Here is a 15,585-nt window from a genome sequence, read left to right as displayed (position 1 = left end):
TCTTCCCTTTTATTCGTTGACCATCGCCGGTTTTCCTGCCCAAAGCCAAACTGCGTCGAAAAAAGTCCGCCGATTCGGCGGACTGGCGTTTACAAGCGGTTGGTTACAACAGAGGCGACAACAGCCGGGAGACCGATTCAGCGATACGCACCCGGAACGGGCGCTGTTGAAACTGTTCGTAGTCGATCATGGAAGCGTGGCGAAAATCTTCCAAAAAGTCGCGGACGAGTTTATGAATGCTGTCGGTATAATACAAAAAGGCGTTCACTTCAAAGTTTAAATGGAAACTGCGCATATCCATGTTCGCCGTGCCGATCGAGGCGAGCTCGCCATCGACGACGATGACTTTGCTGTGCAAAAACCCTTTCTCATACTCGTAAATTTTCACCCCAGCCTCGAGCAGCTCGGGAAAATACGAGCGCGAAGCGTAAAAGACAATTTTTTTATCCGGACGCTTTGGCGCCAGCAGGCGAACATCGATGCCGCTTAACGCCGCCACTTTGAGCGCCGTCAAAATGTCTTCATCCGGCACAAAGTACGGCGAGGCAACCCAAATCGACCGTTTGGCCGACGTAATCATGGCAAAATACAGCTGTTTGATCACTTCCCACTTTTGGTCCGGACCGCCGGCAATGAGCTGCACCCCGCCTTGCCCTTCCTCGACGATGAGCGGCGGCGACAAATAGTCCGGCGTCAACAAGCGTTCTCCCGTCATGTAATACCAATCTTGCAAAAAAATGAGCTGGAGCGTCCGGACGGCTTCACCGCGGATCAATAAGTGCGTATCGCGCCAAAATCCGAAATATTTGTTTTTTCCTAAATACTCATCTCCGATGTTCAGCCCGCCGACAAAGCCGACGCCTCCATCGATGACAATGATCTTTCGGTGATTGCGGAAATTGATTTGGTTGCTTAAAAACGGGAGGCGCACTGGTGAAAACGGGATCATCTCGACTCCAGCCGCGCGCAGCTCCTCGATATAGGCGTTTGACAACTTCCAACTTCCAACGGCGTCGTACAAAAAACGGACGCGCACACCTTGACGCGCTTTTTCCATCAAGACGCGCTTCAACTGTTGGCCGATTTCATCATGACGGACGATATAATATTCTAAATGAATATGGTGTTCCGCTTTTTCCAGTTCAGCAAAAATAGAAGAAAATGTCTCCTCTCCGTTCGTCAACACCGCCGTCTGCGAAGCAAGTGAAACCGGATGCTGGCCGATGCGATAAGCAAGGCGCAAAAGCGGACGCTGATGGGGCGCCATCGGCAGCCGCTCGACGGCAATCGGCGACGGCTCTTGAAACTTGAGCAGCACCGCCTCATCAAAATCGGCTTTCTTTTTATAGCGCCGTTGTTGCCAATAGTTGCGTCCGAACAATAAATAAAACAAAAAGCCGACAATCGGAAAGCTCCCCAGCACCGCCAGCCAAGCGATCGTCTGCGCCGGCTTTCGATTCTCAAGAGAAATGACCAGCGCAATAAAGATGACGGAACAAGACATCAATACGCTGAAAAGACCAAGCAGCTTCCCTTCCCAAAACCCGTTCGTCAATGCCAGCAACGCGCCGACAATGACGACGAGAATCGCCACTCTCGATGTGTTTCGCAACAAAACCCCTCCACCCGGCTCTTCATGATGGCCGTTTTTCTTCCGCTAACGTAGAAAACGCCGATTTCTGGCGGCGAAATCGGCGGAATGGAAACATTATAAGGCTGGAAAATACGTTTTGATCGTTTCGAGTGCATTGTCGCCCATAATTTCAGTCCCGTATTCTTCAAGTCGATAAATCGTCAGCTGGGAATCGCTTCCGTATTCCAACAGAAGGCTGAGCATATTGTCCACTTCCTGCTCGGTGTAGCGCTCGTCAAACTCCACGAACAAGTAATAGCGGCCTTCAAATTGGAACAGGCGATTCGACAACCGAGAGAAGTCAGCGCGATGGGCCAAGGAAATGACATCCTCGATATCCTTGAACGAAAGGATGAATTGAAGGACATCTTGCTCTTCTCTCTCCTCGGCGTCCCCGTTTTGACCAAAGTGGAAATGGTGGCCGAACAGCGATTCCACCTTTTCACCAGCTGACAGCGAAAACTCGCGCCATTTCTCTTCTGGAAGCGGCAGCTCGAGCTTGCTTCCGTCTTTGGACAACTGCGCTTTCGTCACGACGACTTCAAGCCCTTTTTCGAGCGCCTGCACTTGGATCCAAAGCGGGCCATCGAGCGAAAAATCGCTTTCCCCGTGAACTTCATCCATCATTTCCCAAAATAATTCTTCGCTTCGTTCCCGATTGTACCAAATTTCCTCGCGGTCAAAGCCGCGCTCCTCTATATCAACATAGGAAATGTAGAACTTCACCGTATGTTCATTGATGCGTTCGATTTCCATTTCTCAACTCTCCCTTCTAAAACAGAGAAATAAAAAAGGAAGGGATTGTGCCCCTGAAACTATTTAAATCAAAACTTATGATCTTGTACTTTTATTTTATGATAAAAAGCGAAAGAAGGGAAATAAAAAAACGCATTTTTAAAAATTGGTTATGAAACCGGCCATGCCCTACTATAATGATGATGAACACGGACGGAATGAGGGACGCCTATGGTGGATGAATACATCGTTTCCATCTTGCTGATTATCGGCATTGATGTCATTCTTGGCGGGGACAATGCGGTTGTCATTGCGCTGGCAAGCCGCAACTTGCCGGAACAAAAGCGGAATGTGGCCATCATTGTCGGCACCGCGCTGGCGATCGCTGTTCGCATTGTCTTGACGGTGGCCGTCGTTTGGCTGTTGACGATTCCGTTCTTGCAGCTCGCTGGAGGCGTCGTCCTCTTTTGGATCGCCTTGAAACTGATCGGGCAAAAAGACGAAAAACCGACTATGATCAAAGCCGAACCGTCGCTTTGGAAAGCCATCCAGACGATCGTCGCCGCCGATGTCGCCATGGGTCTTGACAACGTCATCGCCATCGCTGGAGCGGCTCAAGGCCATATCGGACTTGTTGTGTTCGGTTTTCTCTGTTCCGTTCCTATCATCATTTTAGGCAGCAAAATCATCCTTTATGCCATGGAACGGTTCCCGATTCTCATTTATGCCGGCGGCGCCCTCTTGGCGTACACCGCTGGAAAGATGATCGCTGCCGAAGAGCGGTTGCGCCCGTTTTCCCCCCCGAATGGGGAGGCGCTGTTTCCAATGGCGGCGGCCGTTCTTGCCGTTTTGCTCGGCTTGGCGGCCCACCGCCGGTCGCGCGCCGCATAAAGCAAATGATAAAAAACTTCTACATGGCAGACCATGTAGAAGTTTTTTTATTACCCGTTCACCAGCCGCTGCGCTTCACGAAGCTGATACGCCCGCACTTTGCGCGGCAGAAAGCGGCGGATTTCATCTTCGTTGTAGCCGACTTGAAGCCGCTTTTCATCAATGATGATCGGCCGGCGCAAAATGCCTGGGTTTTTTTGAATGAGTTCGTACAAATCTTGCAGCGGCAACGTTTCCAAGTTGATGTTCAGCTTTTGGAACACTTTTGAACGGGTCGAAATGATTTCATCCGTCCCCGTTTCCGTCATCCGCAAAATTTCTTTAATCTCCTCGACCGTGAGCGGTTCGGAGAAAATATTGCGCTCGACATAAGGAATATTGTGCTTCTCGAGCCACGCCTTCGCCTTCCGGCATGACGTGCAGCTCGGTGATGTGTATAGCTTGACCACTTCGATCACTCCTTTTGACAAGGAATCCCTTGCTTCCCTCGTCCGTCAGACGACAGACGTGCACCGCTATGCCGGTTTGACGTCTGACAGCATAGCGACACGGCCTGGACGCCAGTCTGGCGATCAGCCGCTTTGCCAATCGTTTGCAAATTGAAATGACTTTAACATGATATATTATACAATACATCGGCCAAGAAAGATATAGTTTTTCGATGATAAATGCAATTTTCTTTCTTTCCTCTTCCAAAGTAAAGGCAAATCCTCTACAATCAAAGTAGAAAAGGAAAAGGGAGGAAGAACCGATGGCCGGCTATTTCATCGACTTTGCCATTGCTTCGGCATTGATCGTCGTCCTCACCGCATTGATGGGGAACATCAGCAACACGATCGGAGAGCGGATGTTCGGCCGAAACAAAAGTGGAAAGCATGTCGAGGCCTCCCGCCGCATCCAACAAGGATGGAAAGTCGTCGGGGGAAAAAAATAACGCGCCAAAACAGGCGCATAGGTGGGTGCCGCCTCTTTCGCCGTTCGCACCATGCGGCGGTGAAAGAGCGGCGCTTTTTTCGATTCGGCTAGGCATACATCGCCCGATACCGCTTATATTCTTCCTCTGAACAAAGCACAAAATGGCCAGGCGTAATTTCGCGGAATTCGAGTTCCTCTCCATCTTTGTAGCCATGTTGCGCCGGGTCGTACATGATCCGCTTGCGCGTCCGCTCCGTTTCCGGATCTGGAAGCGGAATAGCGGAGAGCAATGCCTTTGTATACGGATGGATCGGATTGCGGTACAGCTCTTCCGATTCAGCGAGCTCGACCATTTTCCCGAAATACATGACGCCGATCCGGTCGCTGATGTATTTGACCATCGACAAGTCATGGGCAATAAACAAGTACGTCAACCCTTTTTCACGCTGCAGGCGCTTCAATAAGTTCACGACTTGCGCCTGAATGGAAACGTCAAGCGCCGAGATCGGCTCATCGGCGATGATGAATTCCGGTTCGACGGCGAGCGCCCGGGCGATGCCGATCCGCTGGCGTTGCCCGCCGGAAAACTCATGCGGATAGCGGCTCGCATGCTCGCGGTTCAACCCGACCGTCTCAAGCAGCTCATAGACGCGCTGCATCCGCTCCTCTTTCGTTTTCGCCAATCCGTGGATGTCAATGCCCTCAGCGATAATGTCGGCGACCGTCATCCGCGGATTGAGCGACGCATACGGATCTTGGAAAATCATCTGCATTTTCCGATTTAACTCTTTCAGCTCTTTTTTGGATTTTTTGCCGTGCACATTGACGCCGTTAAACAGCACTTCTCCTTCCGTCGCTTCGTACAGCCGGATGATCGTCCGCCCCGTTGTCGACTTGCCGCAGCCCGACTCGCCGACAAGGCCGAACGTTTCACCTTTATAAATGTCAAAGGTGACGCCGTCGACTGCTTTCACCACCTGACCGCGTCCAGCTGGGAAATACTGTTTCAAATTTTTGACCTCAAGCAGCTTTTGTCTAGCCACGCGGTTTTCCTCCTTTCCGGGCGACGATGTCAGCAAACCGTTTCATCCGTTCACGCACGATAGCCGGCGGTTCCACTTTCGGCGCCATTTCATGCAACAGCCATGTCGCCGCATAGTGCGTATCAGACACTTGGAACATCGGCGGCTCGAGCTCATAGTCAATTTTGAGCGCATACGGATTGCGCGGCGCAAACGCATCGCCTTTTGGCGGATTTAACAAATCCGGCGGCGAACCCGGAATCGAATACAGCTCCGTATCTTTATGATCAAGGCTCGGCATCGAGGCCAGCAATCCCCACGTGTACGGATGTTTCGGATTGTAAAAAATTTCATCCACCGTGCCGATCTCCACGATTTTCCCGGCATACATCACGGCCACTCGGTCGGCCATGTTGGCGACGACCCCTAAATCATGGGTGATGAAAATAATCGACATGCCGAGCTTTTTCTGAATGTCTTTCATCAACTCCAAAATTTGCGCCTGAATCGTCACATCAAGCGCTGTCGTCGGTTCATCGGCGATCAAAATTTTCGGATTGCACGCCAAGGCGATGGCGATGACAACACGCTGGCGCATCCCGCCGGAAAATTGGTGCGGGTATTGCTTCATGCGCAGCTCGGCGTTTTTAATGCCGACCAGCTGCAATAGTTCAATCGCCCGTTTGCGCGCTTCATCTTTCGACAGCTTTTGATGCTTTAAAATCGCTTCCATAATTTGTTTCCCAATCGTCATCGTCGGATTGAGCGACGTCATCGGATCTTGGAAAATCATTGAAATTTCCGCACCGCGGATCGATTGCATCTCTTTCTCCGACAGCTTGGTCAAGTCTTTGCCTTCAAATAAAATTTCCCCTTGCTTAATCCGGCTCGGCGGTGTCGGCAACAGGCGCATCAACGCTTTTGAAGTCACTGATTTCCCAGACCCTGACTCGCCGACGATTGCCAGCGTTTCTCCCTTATACAAGTCGAACGTGACGCCGCGAACCGCCTGCACTTCACCGGCGTGGATGTCAAAGGAAATATGCAAATCGTTCACCTGCAAAATTTTCTCCATCGGTTTCACCCCTTCCGTCGGTTATTTGCGCATTTTCGGGTCAAGCGCATCGCGGATTCCGTCTGCCACCAAGTTGAAGCTTAAAATGAGCAAGCTGATGACAACGGCCGGAATAATCATCAAATGCGGATATGTTTGGATCGATTTGTATCCATCATTGACAAGCGAGCCAAGCGACGCTTCCGGCGGACGGATGCCAAGGCCGATAAAGCTCAAAAACGCCTCAGTGAAGATGGCCGATGGAATTGTGAACATCGTCGTAATAATGATCGGGCCGATGACGTTCGGGATCAAATGTTTGAAAATGAGCCGTGATGTCGGCGCTCCGAGCGTCCTTGCCGCCAACACATATTCCATGTTCTTTAATTTCAACACTTGTCCGCGCACGATCCGCGCCATCGTCGTCCAACCGGTAATGACCATCGCCAACGTGATGGAAATGATTCCAGGCTCAAAAATCAAAATGAACAAAATGACCATAATTAAATACGGAATGCCGTTTAAAATTTCGATGATCCGCTGCATCACATTGTCGACGCGGCCGCCATAGTAGCCGGAAATGCCGCCGTACGCAATCCCGATCAATAAGTCGATCAACGCCGCGAGCAAACCAATGTAAAGTGAGATGCGCGTGCCATACCACGTTCTCACCCACAAGTCGCGTCCTAAGTCATCCGTGCCAAACCAATAGTACTCTTTCACGCCGCGCTGTTTATATACATCAACGCCGTTCGCATCCCGGCCGTCAAACGGAAGCCAATGAACATGCTCGAGCACCGGGATTTTCGGCGGAAGTTTCGCATGCCGCAAGTTTTGATCTTTATACGTCCGGTCGCTCGCCATCGGGGCGATGATCGCCATGAGCGTCAAAATGATAATCATCACGAGCCCCACGATCGCTGCCTTGTTTTCCCGAAGGCGAAGCCAAGCATCCTGCCAAAACGTCAAGCTCGGACGATTGATTTTTTCCTGCTCACCGACGTTCGGCGGGGCGGGCTGAAACCATTCCGGTGAAAGTTGTTCGTATTGTTGTTTCGCCATCATTTTTTCCCTCCCGCTAACCGGATGCGTGGGTCGACAACCCCGTACAACACATCAACGATAAAGACGGCCAAAATCAACAAGGCGGAATAAAACAACGTCGTTCCCATAATAACAGGGTAATCGTTCAGTTCAATCGAACGGACAAACTGCTCTCCAAGACCAGGGACAGCAAACAGTTTCTCAATGACAAGCGTTCCCGTCATTAAATTGACGGTCATCGGTCCTAAAATGGTAATGACGGGGATAAGCGAGTTGCGGATGGCGTGCTTGATGATAACCCCCGCCTGGCTGATCCCTTTCGCCCGAGCCGTCAAAATGTAGTCAGAGCTTAACACTTCAAGCATTTCCGTGCGCATAAAGCGGGCGATGCTGGCGATGACTCCGACAGACAGCGCCAAGGTCGGGAGAATCGTATATTTGAAGCCTTCCCAAAAGGCGACCGGAAGCCATTGCAGTTTCACAGCGATAAAATATTGCAAAAACCCCCCTAACACAAACGACGGGATCGAGGCGCCCAACACCGCAATGACCGTAGCTGTGTAATCTTCCCAATGATTATGTCGAATCGCCGCGACAATTCCGAGAATCAACCCAACGATCGTCCCAAAAACAATCGCCTGAAACCCGAGCTGGGCCGACGGGCCGATTCGATCGCTGATGAGCTCTGTCACTGGGCGGTTGTCATATTGGAACGATACCCCCAAGTCTCCTTTCAACAAATTCCCTAAATATTGAATGTATTGAACAGGCACGGGCTTATCCAATCCGTACTCTTTTAAAATAAGCGCCTTCTGTTCCGGCGTTAATTTCTCTTGGTTTTGCAGCGGCGAACCAGGCAGCAGCTTCATTAAAAAGAACGTCAACGTCGCAATGATAAACAACGTGATGATCATATAAACGAACCGCTGAAGCGTATACCGCGCCATGACCGCACCTCCTCTGCTTTTCTACAATCTTCGTTGTTTTTCGACATTTTTCGCCTTGGCAGGCAAAAGGAGAGTATATGCCTAGGCATATACTCTCCTCCGCATTTTCAAGAGAACAACGGATTACTCGACATACGCCCATTTCAAGCTGTAGTCGGCGCCGAATGTATGCGTGACGAAGTCTTTGACATACTCGCGTTGCAAATAGGCAGCGCCGCGTTGGTACAGCGGAGCGATCGGCATTCCTTCAAAGACGATTTTTTCTGCTTTCAGCATCGCATCCCAACGAGCTTGCTGATCGTTGGCAAGCGTCGTTTGCGCGTCTTTGATCAGCTTGTCGTACTCAGGATTCGACCAGCCTGTTTCGTTGTGCGGGCTTGTCGACGTCCAAAGCTGCAGGAACGTCATTGGGTCTTGATAGTCCGGACCCCAGCCGGAGAACGACAAATCATATTGCATGTTGCTTTCGAGCTTCAGTTTTTGTGCAAACGGTTGTTGCTTAATGTTGATCGTCAAGCCCGGCAAGTTTTGTTCAAGCTGCGCTTTCACATACTCGCCGATTTTCTTCGCGCTGTCGGTGTCATAGTTCAGCAGTTCAAGCGTAAATTTGTCTTTGCCCAGCTCTTTTTTCGCTTGCTCCCACAATTTTTTCGCTTCATCCGGATTGTAATTGACCAAATCGCCATTCACATCGCGGAAGTCTTTGCCATCCGGACCGGTGACGAAGTCTTTCGGAACGGTGAACTTCGCCGGAATCGAACCGTTGTTCAAGAGCGTATCGACCATCGCTTGCGTGTCGATGGCCATCGCAATCGCTTTGCGGGCGTTGACGTTGTTCAACGGTTCTTTTTTCGTGTTCATGCGCAGCCAATAGAGCGACGGATCCAATTTCGTATGGAAGTTTTTGTCGTTTTTGTACTTATCCACGAACTCCGCCGTCAAGCCGACGCGGTCCGCTTGTTTTGTTTCATACAAGTTGACGGCTGTCGCCGTGTCTTTCACGACTTTCACATTGACTTTTTCCAGCTTGACGTTGTCTTTGTCCCAGTAGTTCGGGTTTTTCGTATATACCCAACCTTGTTCGTGCTTCCACTCGCTCAACACGAACGGGCCGTTGTACAATGTTGTATTCGCTTCCAATCCATATTTGTCGCCTTGAGCTTTGACAAATTTTTCGTTTTGCGGCATAAACGTGCCAAACGCTGTCAAGCCGACGAAATACGGAACTGGGTTTTTCAGCTCGACTTTAAGGGTGTAGTCATCAAGGGCTTTGACGCCGACTTGGTCAAGCGGCACCTTGCCTGTGTTGGCTTCTTCCGCGTTTTTAATGTCGTACATGATGTACGCATATTCCGATTTCGTCTTCGGATCAAGCACGCGCTTCCAGGCGAATTCGAAATCGTGCGCCGTCACCGGATCGCCGTTGGACCATTTCGCATCTTTGCGAAGCTTGAATGTATACGTTTTGCCGTCTTGGCTCACTTCATAGCTTTCCGCGATCCCTGGCACCGGCTTGTTGTCTTTGCCTAAACGGTACAGACCTTCCATGACGTTGTTCAACACGATAAACGATACTTGGTCGGTGGCGAGCGCCGAATCAAGCGACGGGATCTCTTGGCTTTCAAGCAAGTTCAGCACCTGCTCCTTCTTCTCCGCCGGCTTTTCGCCGCCCTGGCCGCCTTGAGCGTTGTTGTTGTCCTTGCCTCCGCCGCACGCCGCTAAAAACGTCGACAGCGCGAGAAGCAGGACGAGGAAGAAAGAGAATCGCTTCTTCACTAAAAAACCCCCCTTAAAATTTATGTAGCGTATTACAAATCTTCTGAACCATTTGATTTCAGAAGATTGTACTTACATCGCTTATTATATCCTGTGTTAGTATATTTGAAAAGGATTTTTTTATTTTCTTAAATAAAAAAATTTCAAACTACTTACAAACGGGATGAGGATCGGATTGCATTTACACCTGCATTGTAACGACTTTTGCCACAATTGTAAACAAAAAATTTCTGCCTACAGAAAAAAGAAAACGCTTACAATATAATTTTTTTGCCCTTCCTTTCAGCTTCGAAGCAAATCTCTCCTGAACTTCCAGGTTTCTTCTATATTTTTCAATATAATTTTGTTAATAATTTTGACAATCTTCCCGCCCACATGATTTATGATAAAATAAGCAGTGAGAAGGGAAAGGCGGGAACAGACGATATGAAACAAACGGCTGTGCGGACTGGATGGCTCGTCGCCGCGATGCTGGCGGCAAGCGCACTCATCGTAATAGGGCAAGGAGCATGGAGTACGGTGGCCTTTATTAACGTTTCGTTTTTGCTCTCCCTTTTGCCTCTGTCGCTTGGCGGGCTTTTGTTTGTTTATGAACGCGGGTTTTTCAGCGGATTCGCATACGGGTTTCGCCGATTGCGCAGGAATCGAACGAAGGTGGAGCGGTATCTTGAGGAAGCGGCAGCAGAACATGAATCGGATGAGCTGCTCGGTCCGCGGCGTTTCGCCATCACGTATCCGCTTCTCTTTTCTGGTCTGCTTCTGTTTCTGGCGATGATTGCCGCCGGATATGCCGTGCAATAAGGTTGCAACAGCTGAATGTTTTCCGTATAATATAAGGCAAATCTAGGATCAACCGAGCGATGAGAAAGAAGAGTACATATTGGCGATGCCTTCAGAGAGCTTGTGGACGGTGCGAACAAGCGGCTAGCCATATGGAATGGGCTTTCGAGCTTCCCGCCGAACCGGCGACGCAGTAGGCGAGGACGTTTCCCCGCGTTACAGGGGGCCATGCGCTAAGCATGGGCTGAGCGATTGCGCTTGTCGGCGCAATAAGTAGGGTGGCACCGCGGTCCTACCGTCCCTATCAGAGGGCTGGCAGGGCCTTTTTTATTTTTGGCTTGAGGGAGTGAAGATCGATGAAAACCATTTTTTCCGGCATTCAGCCAAGCGGCGTCATCACCCTTGGCAACTACATCGGGGCGCTGCGGCAGTTTGTCGAGCTGCAGCATGAATACAACTGCTATTTTTGCATCGTTGACCAACACGCCATTACCGTTTGGCAAGACCCACACGAACTGCGGCAAAACATCCGCCGCCTCGCCGCTTTGTATTTAGCAGTCGGCATCGACCCGACGCAAGCGACGTTGTTCATCCAGTCAGAAGTGCCGGCGCACGCTCAAGCCGCTTGGATGCTGCAGTGCATCGTTTATATCGGCGAACTTGAGCGGATGACGCAATTTAAAGAAAAATCGGCCGGCAAAGAGGCGGTCAGCGCCGGACTGCTCACGTACCCGCCGCTGATGGCCGCTGACATTTTGCTTTATAACACCGACATCGTCCCGGTCGGCGATGATCAAAAGCAGCATATCGAATTGACGCGGGATCTGGCCGAGCGCTTCAACAAACGGTATGGCGAGCTGTTCACGATCCCTGAGGCGCGCATTCCGAAAGTCGGCGCCCGCATCATGTCGCTTGTCGACCCGACGAAAAAAATGAGCAAATCCGACCCCAACCCGAAAGCGTACATCACACTGCTTGACGATGCGAAAACGATCGAGAAGAAGATCAAAAGCGCGGTCACCGACTCGGAAGGAACGATTCGCTACGACAAAGAAGCGAAGCCAGGCATTTCGAACTTGCTCAATATTTATTCGACGCTATCCGGTCAATCGATCGAGGAGTTGGAGCGGCAATACGAAGGAAAAGGATACGGCGTCTTCAAAGCAGACCTCGCTCAAGTCGTCATCGAAACGCTTCGACCGATTCAAGAGCGGTATCACCATTGGATGGAAAGCGAGGAGCTTGACCGCGTGTTGGATGAAGGGGCGGAAAAAGCAAATCGGGTTGCATCGGAAATGGTGCGCAAAATGGAGCAAGCCATGGGGCTCGGGCGGCGGCGGTAAATAGCCGCATCCAGCGAAGCCATACAAAAACGGGCAGGCGCCTATCGCCTTGGCCCGTTTTTTAATTGACTTTTGGTTCTTGCTCCATTTCCCACAGTTTTTCGAAAAATGGCTGCCCTTTGATCAAGTTTTCGCACAGCTGCTCATGCCGTTCGGACCACCCGTATTTCGTCTCGTTATACAATTGTTCCCACGCTTCATCAAAAGACATTTTTTGAATAGCGGCGTATTTTTCCGGCGCCCATTCCGTATACCAATAGCGCATCTGGGCAGTATTTTTTGTCGAATAAAGCTGGTCAAGCGCCATAAACAACAGCTGTTTCAACTGCCGCTCTTTGCGCGTGAGTCCGCACATCAGTTCCGGAGCCGGCGATAAAATGTGGTATTCTTTTTCATACCTCGGCAGCGGATAGTCCCGTTCCTCCGCTTCGGCCGCCATTTCGTAGACGAGTTGTTCCTGACGCGGAATGAGACGGCTTTTGCGAATCGGGATTTGATAACCGATTGTATCGACAGCCAAAACGCCGGCGCCGTCCGTGACAACGAAACAATAGTCCAGCTGAATGCGTTCATGGTTTTTGCGGACATACGCCTTCTGATGTACATCGTCTAGCAGCGGTTTTGGAAGATCGGACAAGCTGTTTTCAATGTAATGAAACAGGGCCGGGGATACTTTTAACAGCGGCACTTGGTCGAGCAGCTCGATTTGATCGTCCTTGCGCCATTCATGGAAATGGCAGACGTTGTATCCGTTCTCTTCTCCTTCAAACCAGTTGACCCAAATGTCGTGCAGATAAAGCATGCGAGACCCCTCACTTCCAGACGTGTTTGTCCATCAGTATAGGCAGAGGGGGAGAATTTTATTCCATTTCGTCCTCTTTTCCCCTCTAGGGGCTGCGGCTTGGAAACGTCAAGCTCCCCCACATCAAAAGAAGGCCAATAGGGAATAAATAACATTCCACCCTTGTCGAAATATAAGATAAGTATTCGCTAAAACCGCGCTCTGGAGTGATGATGTTCAAATAGGCGATCACCATCATGCCGCCGACGACTGAAAAACCGAAACCGACCAAATAAAAAAACAGGCGGACCACCGGGCTTTCCCTTCCTTCTTGTCCACGTCCTTGTTCTACATATATGTCGGCGCCATGGACAACATGCCTGTTTGCGCCCGATGCCCCTAAGATTCTTGTGATAACCGGACAGCGGCGGTCGCCATGCGGTTTCGAGCTAAGACGCTCCTTGCTGTTTGCCTGAAAAGCCCGCCAACTCCGCGATGTCTTTCGCTTCCATCTTCATCAATTGGGCGAGCGAATAGCCTCTTTCTAGGCAACGACGGATGATGGCATACCCAACGGCATAGCCCCCCATTTTCGGATGCCATCCAAGCCCGTACAAAATGCGGGAAGTATGCGGATGCGAAACGGGCAAATGTTGGTTCGGGACAATATAACGCCGCCAAAACCGTTCCATCTCCCGATCGGTGTAATACTTCGTCCATCCCGCACACTGCTTGACGCCGACTGTCTCGGCGACGGCATGCTCCGCCAATCCTTCCATAACGACTGCATCCAGCAACGTCGCATCTTCGCCTTCGTTCGGCAACTGCTTGAGACGGCATACATGGTTGTATTCATGCGCCACCAACGCGGCGATCTCCTCGTCGCCATGATCCGGCAGCAAGAAGAAAAACAATTTATCAGCAAACGCCACCCCGCCTTTTCCTTGGAATTCGCGCACAAGCTTCCGGTTTTCGTCATCGGCCGGCAGCAAAAATACCGGAACGTCCGGTCCCTTCCATATCCCCCGTTGCCGTTCATACAAACGGCCAAGACGTTCCCAAAGACGGCGCTCTTTCATCTCCGGCAAAAGCCGCTCGGCCTGCCGAGTGCTTCGGTACATGCCATACAGCCGTAAATAGCTGTAAATCTCACGCGCCGGCATCTTGCCAAAAAGCGGCGCCAACCGTGCGCACAACCGGAGCGGATCGCCTTCATCCTCTTCAAGCCATCGATCGGTCGGAAGCAATCCCATCGCTTTTCCCTCCTTTTCTCTTACGTTATGTCGGCAGGGAAAAGACGGTGAAACAAAACAAAAAAGAGAGCCTGACGCTGAACCGAACCCGCCGTTAGTCACGCGTTTTCAGCTCTGCTCAACCAAGGCTCTCCTTTTCATCCATTACACATATTTTTTAAAAATCAATGTCGCATTATGGCCGCCAAATCCAAATGAGTTGCTTAAGACCACACGCACGTCTTGCTTGCGCGCTTCATTCGGCACATAGTCGAGGTCGCATTCCGGATCCGGTGTTTCGTAGTTGATCGTCGGCGGAATGATGCCGTCGCGGATCGCCAGCACGGAGAAAATCGCTTCCACCGCGCCGGTCGCCCCGAGCAAATGCCCAGTCATCGACTTCGTCGAGCTGACGGCGAGCTTATAGGCATGATCGCCGAATACTTCTTTGATCGCCGCCGTCTCATACTTATCATTGTAATCGGTGCTCGTGCCGTGGGCGTTGATGTAATCGATCTCCTCCGGCTTCAGGCCAGCGTCATGAAGCGCTTGGCGCATCGCCCGCACGCCGCCTTCGCCGCCCGGCGCCGGTGCGGTGATATGATACGCATCGGCGGTCGCACCGTAACCGACAATTTCGGCGTAAATCTTCGCGCCGCGGCGCAACGCGTGCTCCAATTCCTCAAGAACAACGATGCCTGCTCCCTCACCCATGACGAAACCGTCGCGGTTTTTGTCAAATGGGCGGCTCGCCGTTTTTGGATCTGGATTGGTTGAAAGAGCCGTACTGGCGCAAAAACCGGCGAACGACATTTTCGTAATCGGCGCTTCCGTCCCGCCGGTGATCATGACATCGGCGTCGCCGCGCTGAATGACTTTAAACGCATCACCGATCGAGTTCGCCCCGGTCGCGCAAGCGGTCACCGTGCACGAATTGATCCCTTTCGCTCCGAGGATGATCGATACTTGCCCAGCGGCCATATCCGGGATCATCATTGGCACGAAAAACGGGCTCACTCGGCGATAACCGCGCTGCTGGAAAATCTCAAACTGCTGTTCAAACGTCTCCATGCCGCCGATGCCAGAACCAATCCAAACACCGACCCGTTCAGCGTTGCTTTCATTAATGTCGAGATTGGCATCTTTGACCGCCATGAGCGCCGCAGCGACGGCGAATTGGGTAAATCGGTCCATCTTCCGCGCCTCGCGGCGGTCGATAAACAGCGACGGATCGAAGTCTTTCACTTCCGCCGCCACTTTCGCCGGAAAGTCGTCCGGATTGACGCGGGTGACAATGTCGATGCCGGACTGGCCGGCGATAATGTTTTTCCACGTCGTTTCTGCGTCATTCCCAAGCGGGGTGACGGCGCCTATGCCTGTCACGACGACTCGTCTTTTTTCCATCGTTTCCGTCTCTCCTTTTATTTCGATA

16 protein-coding genes and 1 other annotated feature are annotated in these 15,585 nt (G+C 51.2%); of the genes, 4 read left to right on the top strand and 12 right to left on the bottom strand.

Going from position 1 to position 15,585, the window contains the following annotated elements; all coding sequences use genetic code 11:
• Positions 1 to 103: 103 nt before the first annotated feature.
• Both cls and mecA read right to left on the bottom strand, forming a co-directional pair.
• On the bottom strand, positions 104 to 1,612 hold the full coding sequence (gene cls, locus GT3570_RS04000; protein ID WP_011230321.1) for a cardiolipin synthase: 1,509 nt from the start codon (positions 1,610 to 1,612) through the stop codon (positions 104 to 106).
• A 96-nt stretch (positions 1,613 to 1,708) separates the two neighbouring features.
• Positions 1,709 to 2,389, bottom strand: a complete 681-nt coding sequence (gene mecA / locus GT3570_RS03995; RefSeq protein ID WP_011230320.1) for an adaptor protein MecA — start codon at positions 2,387 to 2,389, stop codon at positions 1,709 to 1,711.
• Positions 2,390 to 2,599: 210 nt separating this feature from the next.
• On the opposite strand from mecA, the gene GT3570_RS03990 reads away from it, so the two are divergent.
• The gene (locus GT3570_RS03990; protein ID WP_062898474.1) at positions 2,600 to 3,259 is read left to right on the top strand and encodes a TerC family protein; all 660 of its coding nucleotides are present in this window, start codon (positions 2,600 to 2,602) and stop codon (positions 3,257 to 3,259) included.
• A gap of 50 nt (positions 3,260 to 3,309) precedes the next feature.
• Here the strand turns inward: GT3570_RS03990 and spxA are convergent, their stop codons facing one another.
• Positions 3,310 to 3,708 (bottom strand): transcriptional regulator SpxA, encoded by a 399-nt coding sequence (gene spxA, locus GT3570_RS03985; RefSeq protein WP_014195175.1) that lies wholly within the window; start codon positions 3,706 to 3,708, stop codon positions 3,310 to 3,312.
• Between the two features lie 302 nt (positions 3,709 to 4,010).
• Between spxA and GT3570_RS03980 the strand changes: the two genes are divergently transcribed.
• Entirely contained in the window at positions 4,011 to 4,193 is a 183-nt protein-coding gene (locus tag GT3570_RS03980) for a hypothetical protein (protein ID WP_011230317.1), read from the top strand.
• An 88-nt stretch (positions 4,194 to 4,281) separates the two neighbouring features.
• On the opposite strand, the gene GT3570_RS03975 is transcribed toward GT3570_RS03980, so the two are convergent.
• The 5 genes from GT3570_RS03975 to GT3570_RS03955 form a co-directional block, all read right to left on the bottom strand.
• Positions 4,282 to 5,217, bottom strand: a complete 936-nt coding sequence (locus tag GT3570_RS03975) for an ABC transporter ATP-binding protein (protein ID WP_025038852.1) — start codon at positions 5,215 to 5,217, stop codon at positions 4,282 to 4,284.
• Complete coding sequence (locus tag GT3570_RS03970; protein WP_014195173.1) at positions 5,210 to 6,271, bottom strand: ABC transporter ATP-binding protein; 1,062 nt, start codon at positions 6,269 to 6,271, stop codon at positions 5,210 to 5,212. Before GT3570_RS03970 ends, GT3570_RS03975 begins: the two co-directional genes overlap by 8 nt.
• Positions 6,272 to 6,292: 21 nt before the next feature.
• Positions 6,293 to 7,315, bottom strand: coding sequence for an oligopeptide ABC transporter permease (opp3C, locus tag GT3570_RS03965; RefSeq protein WP_013146073.1), 1,023 nt, complete (start codon positions 7,313 to 7,315; stop codon positions 6,293 to 6,295).
• Positions 7,312 to 8,241: an oligopeptide ABC transporter permease gene (gene opp3b, locus GT3570_RS03960; protein WP_011230313.1), complete on the bottom strand. Its 930-nt coding sequence runs from the start codon at positions 8,239 to 8,241 to the stop codon at positions 7,312 to 7,314. Before opp3b ends, opp3C begins: the two co-directional genes overlap by 4 nt.
• Positions 8,242 to 8,364: 123 nt before the next feature.
• Positions 8,365 to 10,017 (bottom strand): peptide ABC transporter substrate-binding protein, encoded by a 1,653-nt coding sequence (locus GT3570_RS03955; protein WP_021321877.1) that lies wholly within the window; start codon positions 10,015 to 10,017, stop codon positions 8,365 to 8,367.
• Between the two features lie 426 nt (positions 10,018 to 10,443).
• Here GT3570_RS03955 and GT3570_RS03950 point away from each other — a divergent pair, with 426 nt between their 5' ends.
• Both GT3570_RS03950 and trpS read left to right on the top strand, forming a co-directional pair.
• A complete protein-coding gene (locus tag GT3570_RS03950) occupies positions 10,444 to 10,818 on the top strand; it encodes a DUF3899 domain-containing protein (protein ID WP_011230311.1) in 375 nt (124 codons plus the stop codon).
• A gap of 50 nt (positions 10,819 to 10,868) precedes the next feature.
• Positions 10,869 to 11,103: a binding site (T-box leader), on the top strand.
• Positions 11,104 to 11,153: 50 nt separating this feature from the next.
• Positions 11,154 to 12,140, top strand: coding sequence for a tryptophan--tRNA ligase (gene trpS, locus GT3570_RS03945; protein ID WP_013146076.1), 987 nt, complete (start codon positions 11,154 to 11,156; stop codon positions 12,138 to 12,140).
• A gap of 61 nt (positions 12,141 to 12,201) precedes the next feature.
• On the opposite strand, the gene GT3570_RS03940 is transcribed toward trpS, so the two are convergent.
• From GT3570_RS03940 to fabF, 4 genes are all read right to left on the bottom strand, one after another.
• Positions 12,202 to 12,942 (bottom strand): YjbA family protein, encoded by a 741-nt coding sequence (locus GT3570_RS03940; protein ID WP_011230309.1) that lies wholly within the window; start codon positions 12,940 to 12,942, stop codon positions 12,202 to 12,204.
• A gap of 85 nt (positions 12,943 to 13,027) precedes the next feature.
• A complete protein-coding gene (locus tag GT3570_RS03935; RefSeq protein ID WP_011230308.1) occupies positions 13,028 to 13,234 on the bottom strand; it encodes a YuzI family membrane protein in 207 nt (68 codons plus the stop codon).
• A gap of 136 nt (positions 13,235 to 13,370) precedes the next feature.
• The gene (locus tag GT3570_RS03930) at positions 13,371 to 14,174 is read right to left on the bottom strand and encodes a DUF2268 domain-containing putative Zn-dependent protease (RefSeq protein WP_011230307.1); all 804 of its coding nucleotides are present in this window, start codon (positions 14,172 to 14,174) and stop codon (positions 13,371 to 13,373) included.
• A gap of 144 nt (positions 14,175 to 14,318) precedes the next feature.
• The gene (gene fabF / locus GT3570_RS03925) at positions 14,319 to 15,557 is read right to left on the bottom strand and encodes a beta-ketoacyl-ACP synthase II (RefSeq protein ID WP_033024892.1); all 1,239 of its coding nucleotides are present in this window, start codon (positions 15,555 to 15,557) and stop codon (positions 14,319 to 14,321) included.
• Positions 15,558 to 15,585: the final 28 nt, after the last annotated feature.

The organism is Geobacillus thermoleovorans, from assembly GCF_001610955.1.
Taxonomy (GTDB): domain Bacteria; phylum Bacillota; class Bacilli; order Bacillales; family Anoxybacillaceae; genus Geobacillus; species Geobacillus thermoleovorans.
This window is presented reverse-complemented; position numbering and strand designations above follow the sequence as displayed.

Coding starts and splice junctions, on each gene's coding strand:
- mecA (WP_011230320.1), bottom strand. CDS start 2,389: ATGGAAATCGAACGCATCAATGAACATACGGTGAAGTTCTACATTTCC.
- GT3570_RS03990 (WP_062898474.1), top strand. CDS start 2,600: ATGGTGGATGAATACATCGTTTCCATCTTGCTGATTATCGGCATTGAT.
- GT3570_RS03980 (WP_011230317.1), top strand. CDS start 4,011: ATGGCCGGCTATTTCATCGACTTTGCCATTGCTTCGGCATTGATCGTC.
- GT3570_RS03970 (WP_014195173.1), bottom strand. CDS start 6,271: ATGGAGAAAATTTTGCAGGTGAACGATTTGCATATTTCCTTTGACATC.
- opp3C (WP_013146073.1), bottom strand. CDS start 7,315: ATGATGGCGAAACAACAATACGAACAACTTTCACCGGAATGGTTTCAG.
- opp3b (WP_011230313.1), bottom strand. CDS start 8,241: ATGGCGCGGTATACGCTTCAGCGGTTCGTTTATATGATCATCACGTTG.
- GT3570_RS03950 (WP_011230311.1), top strand. CDS start 10,444: ATGAAACAAACGGCTGTGCGGACTGGATGGCTCGTCGCCGCGATGCTG.
- trpS (WP_013146076.1), top strand. CDS start 11,154: ATGAAAACCATTTTTTCCGGCATTCAGCCAAGCGGCGTCATCACCCTT.
- GT3570_RS03940 (WP_011230309.1), bottom strand. CDS start 12,942: ATGCTTTATCTGCACGACATTTGGGTCAACTGGTTTGAAGGAGAAGAG.
- GT3570_RS03930 (WP_011230307.1), bottom strand. CDS start 14,174: ATGGGATTGCTTCCGACCGATCGATGGCTTGAAGAGGATGAAGGCGAT.
- fabF (WP_033024892.1), bottom strand. CDS start 15,557: ATGGAAAAAAGACGAGTCGTCGTGACAGGCATAGGCGCCGTCACCCCG.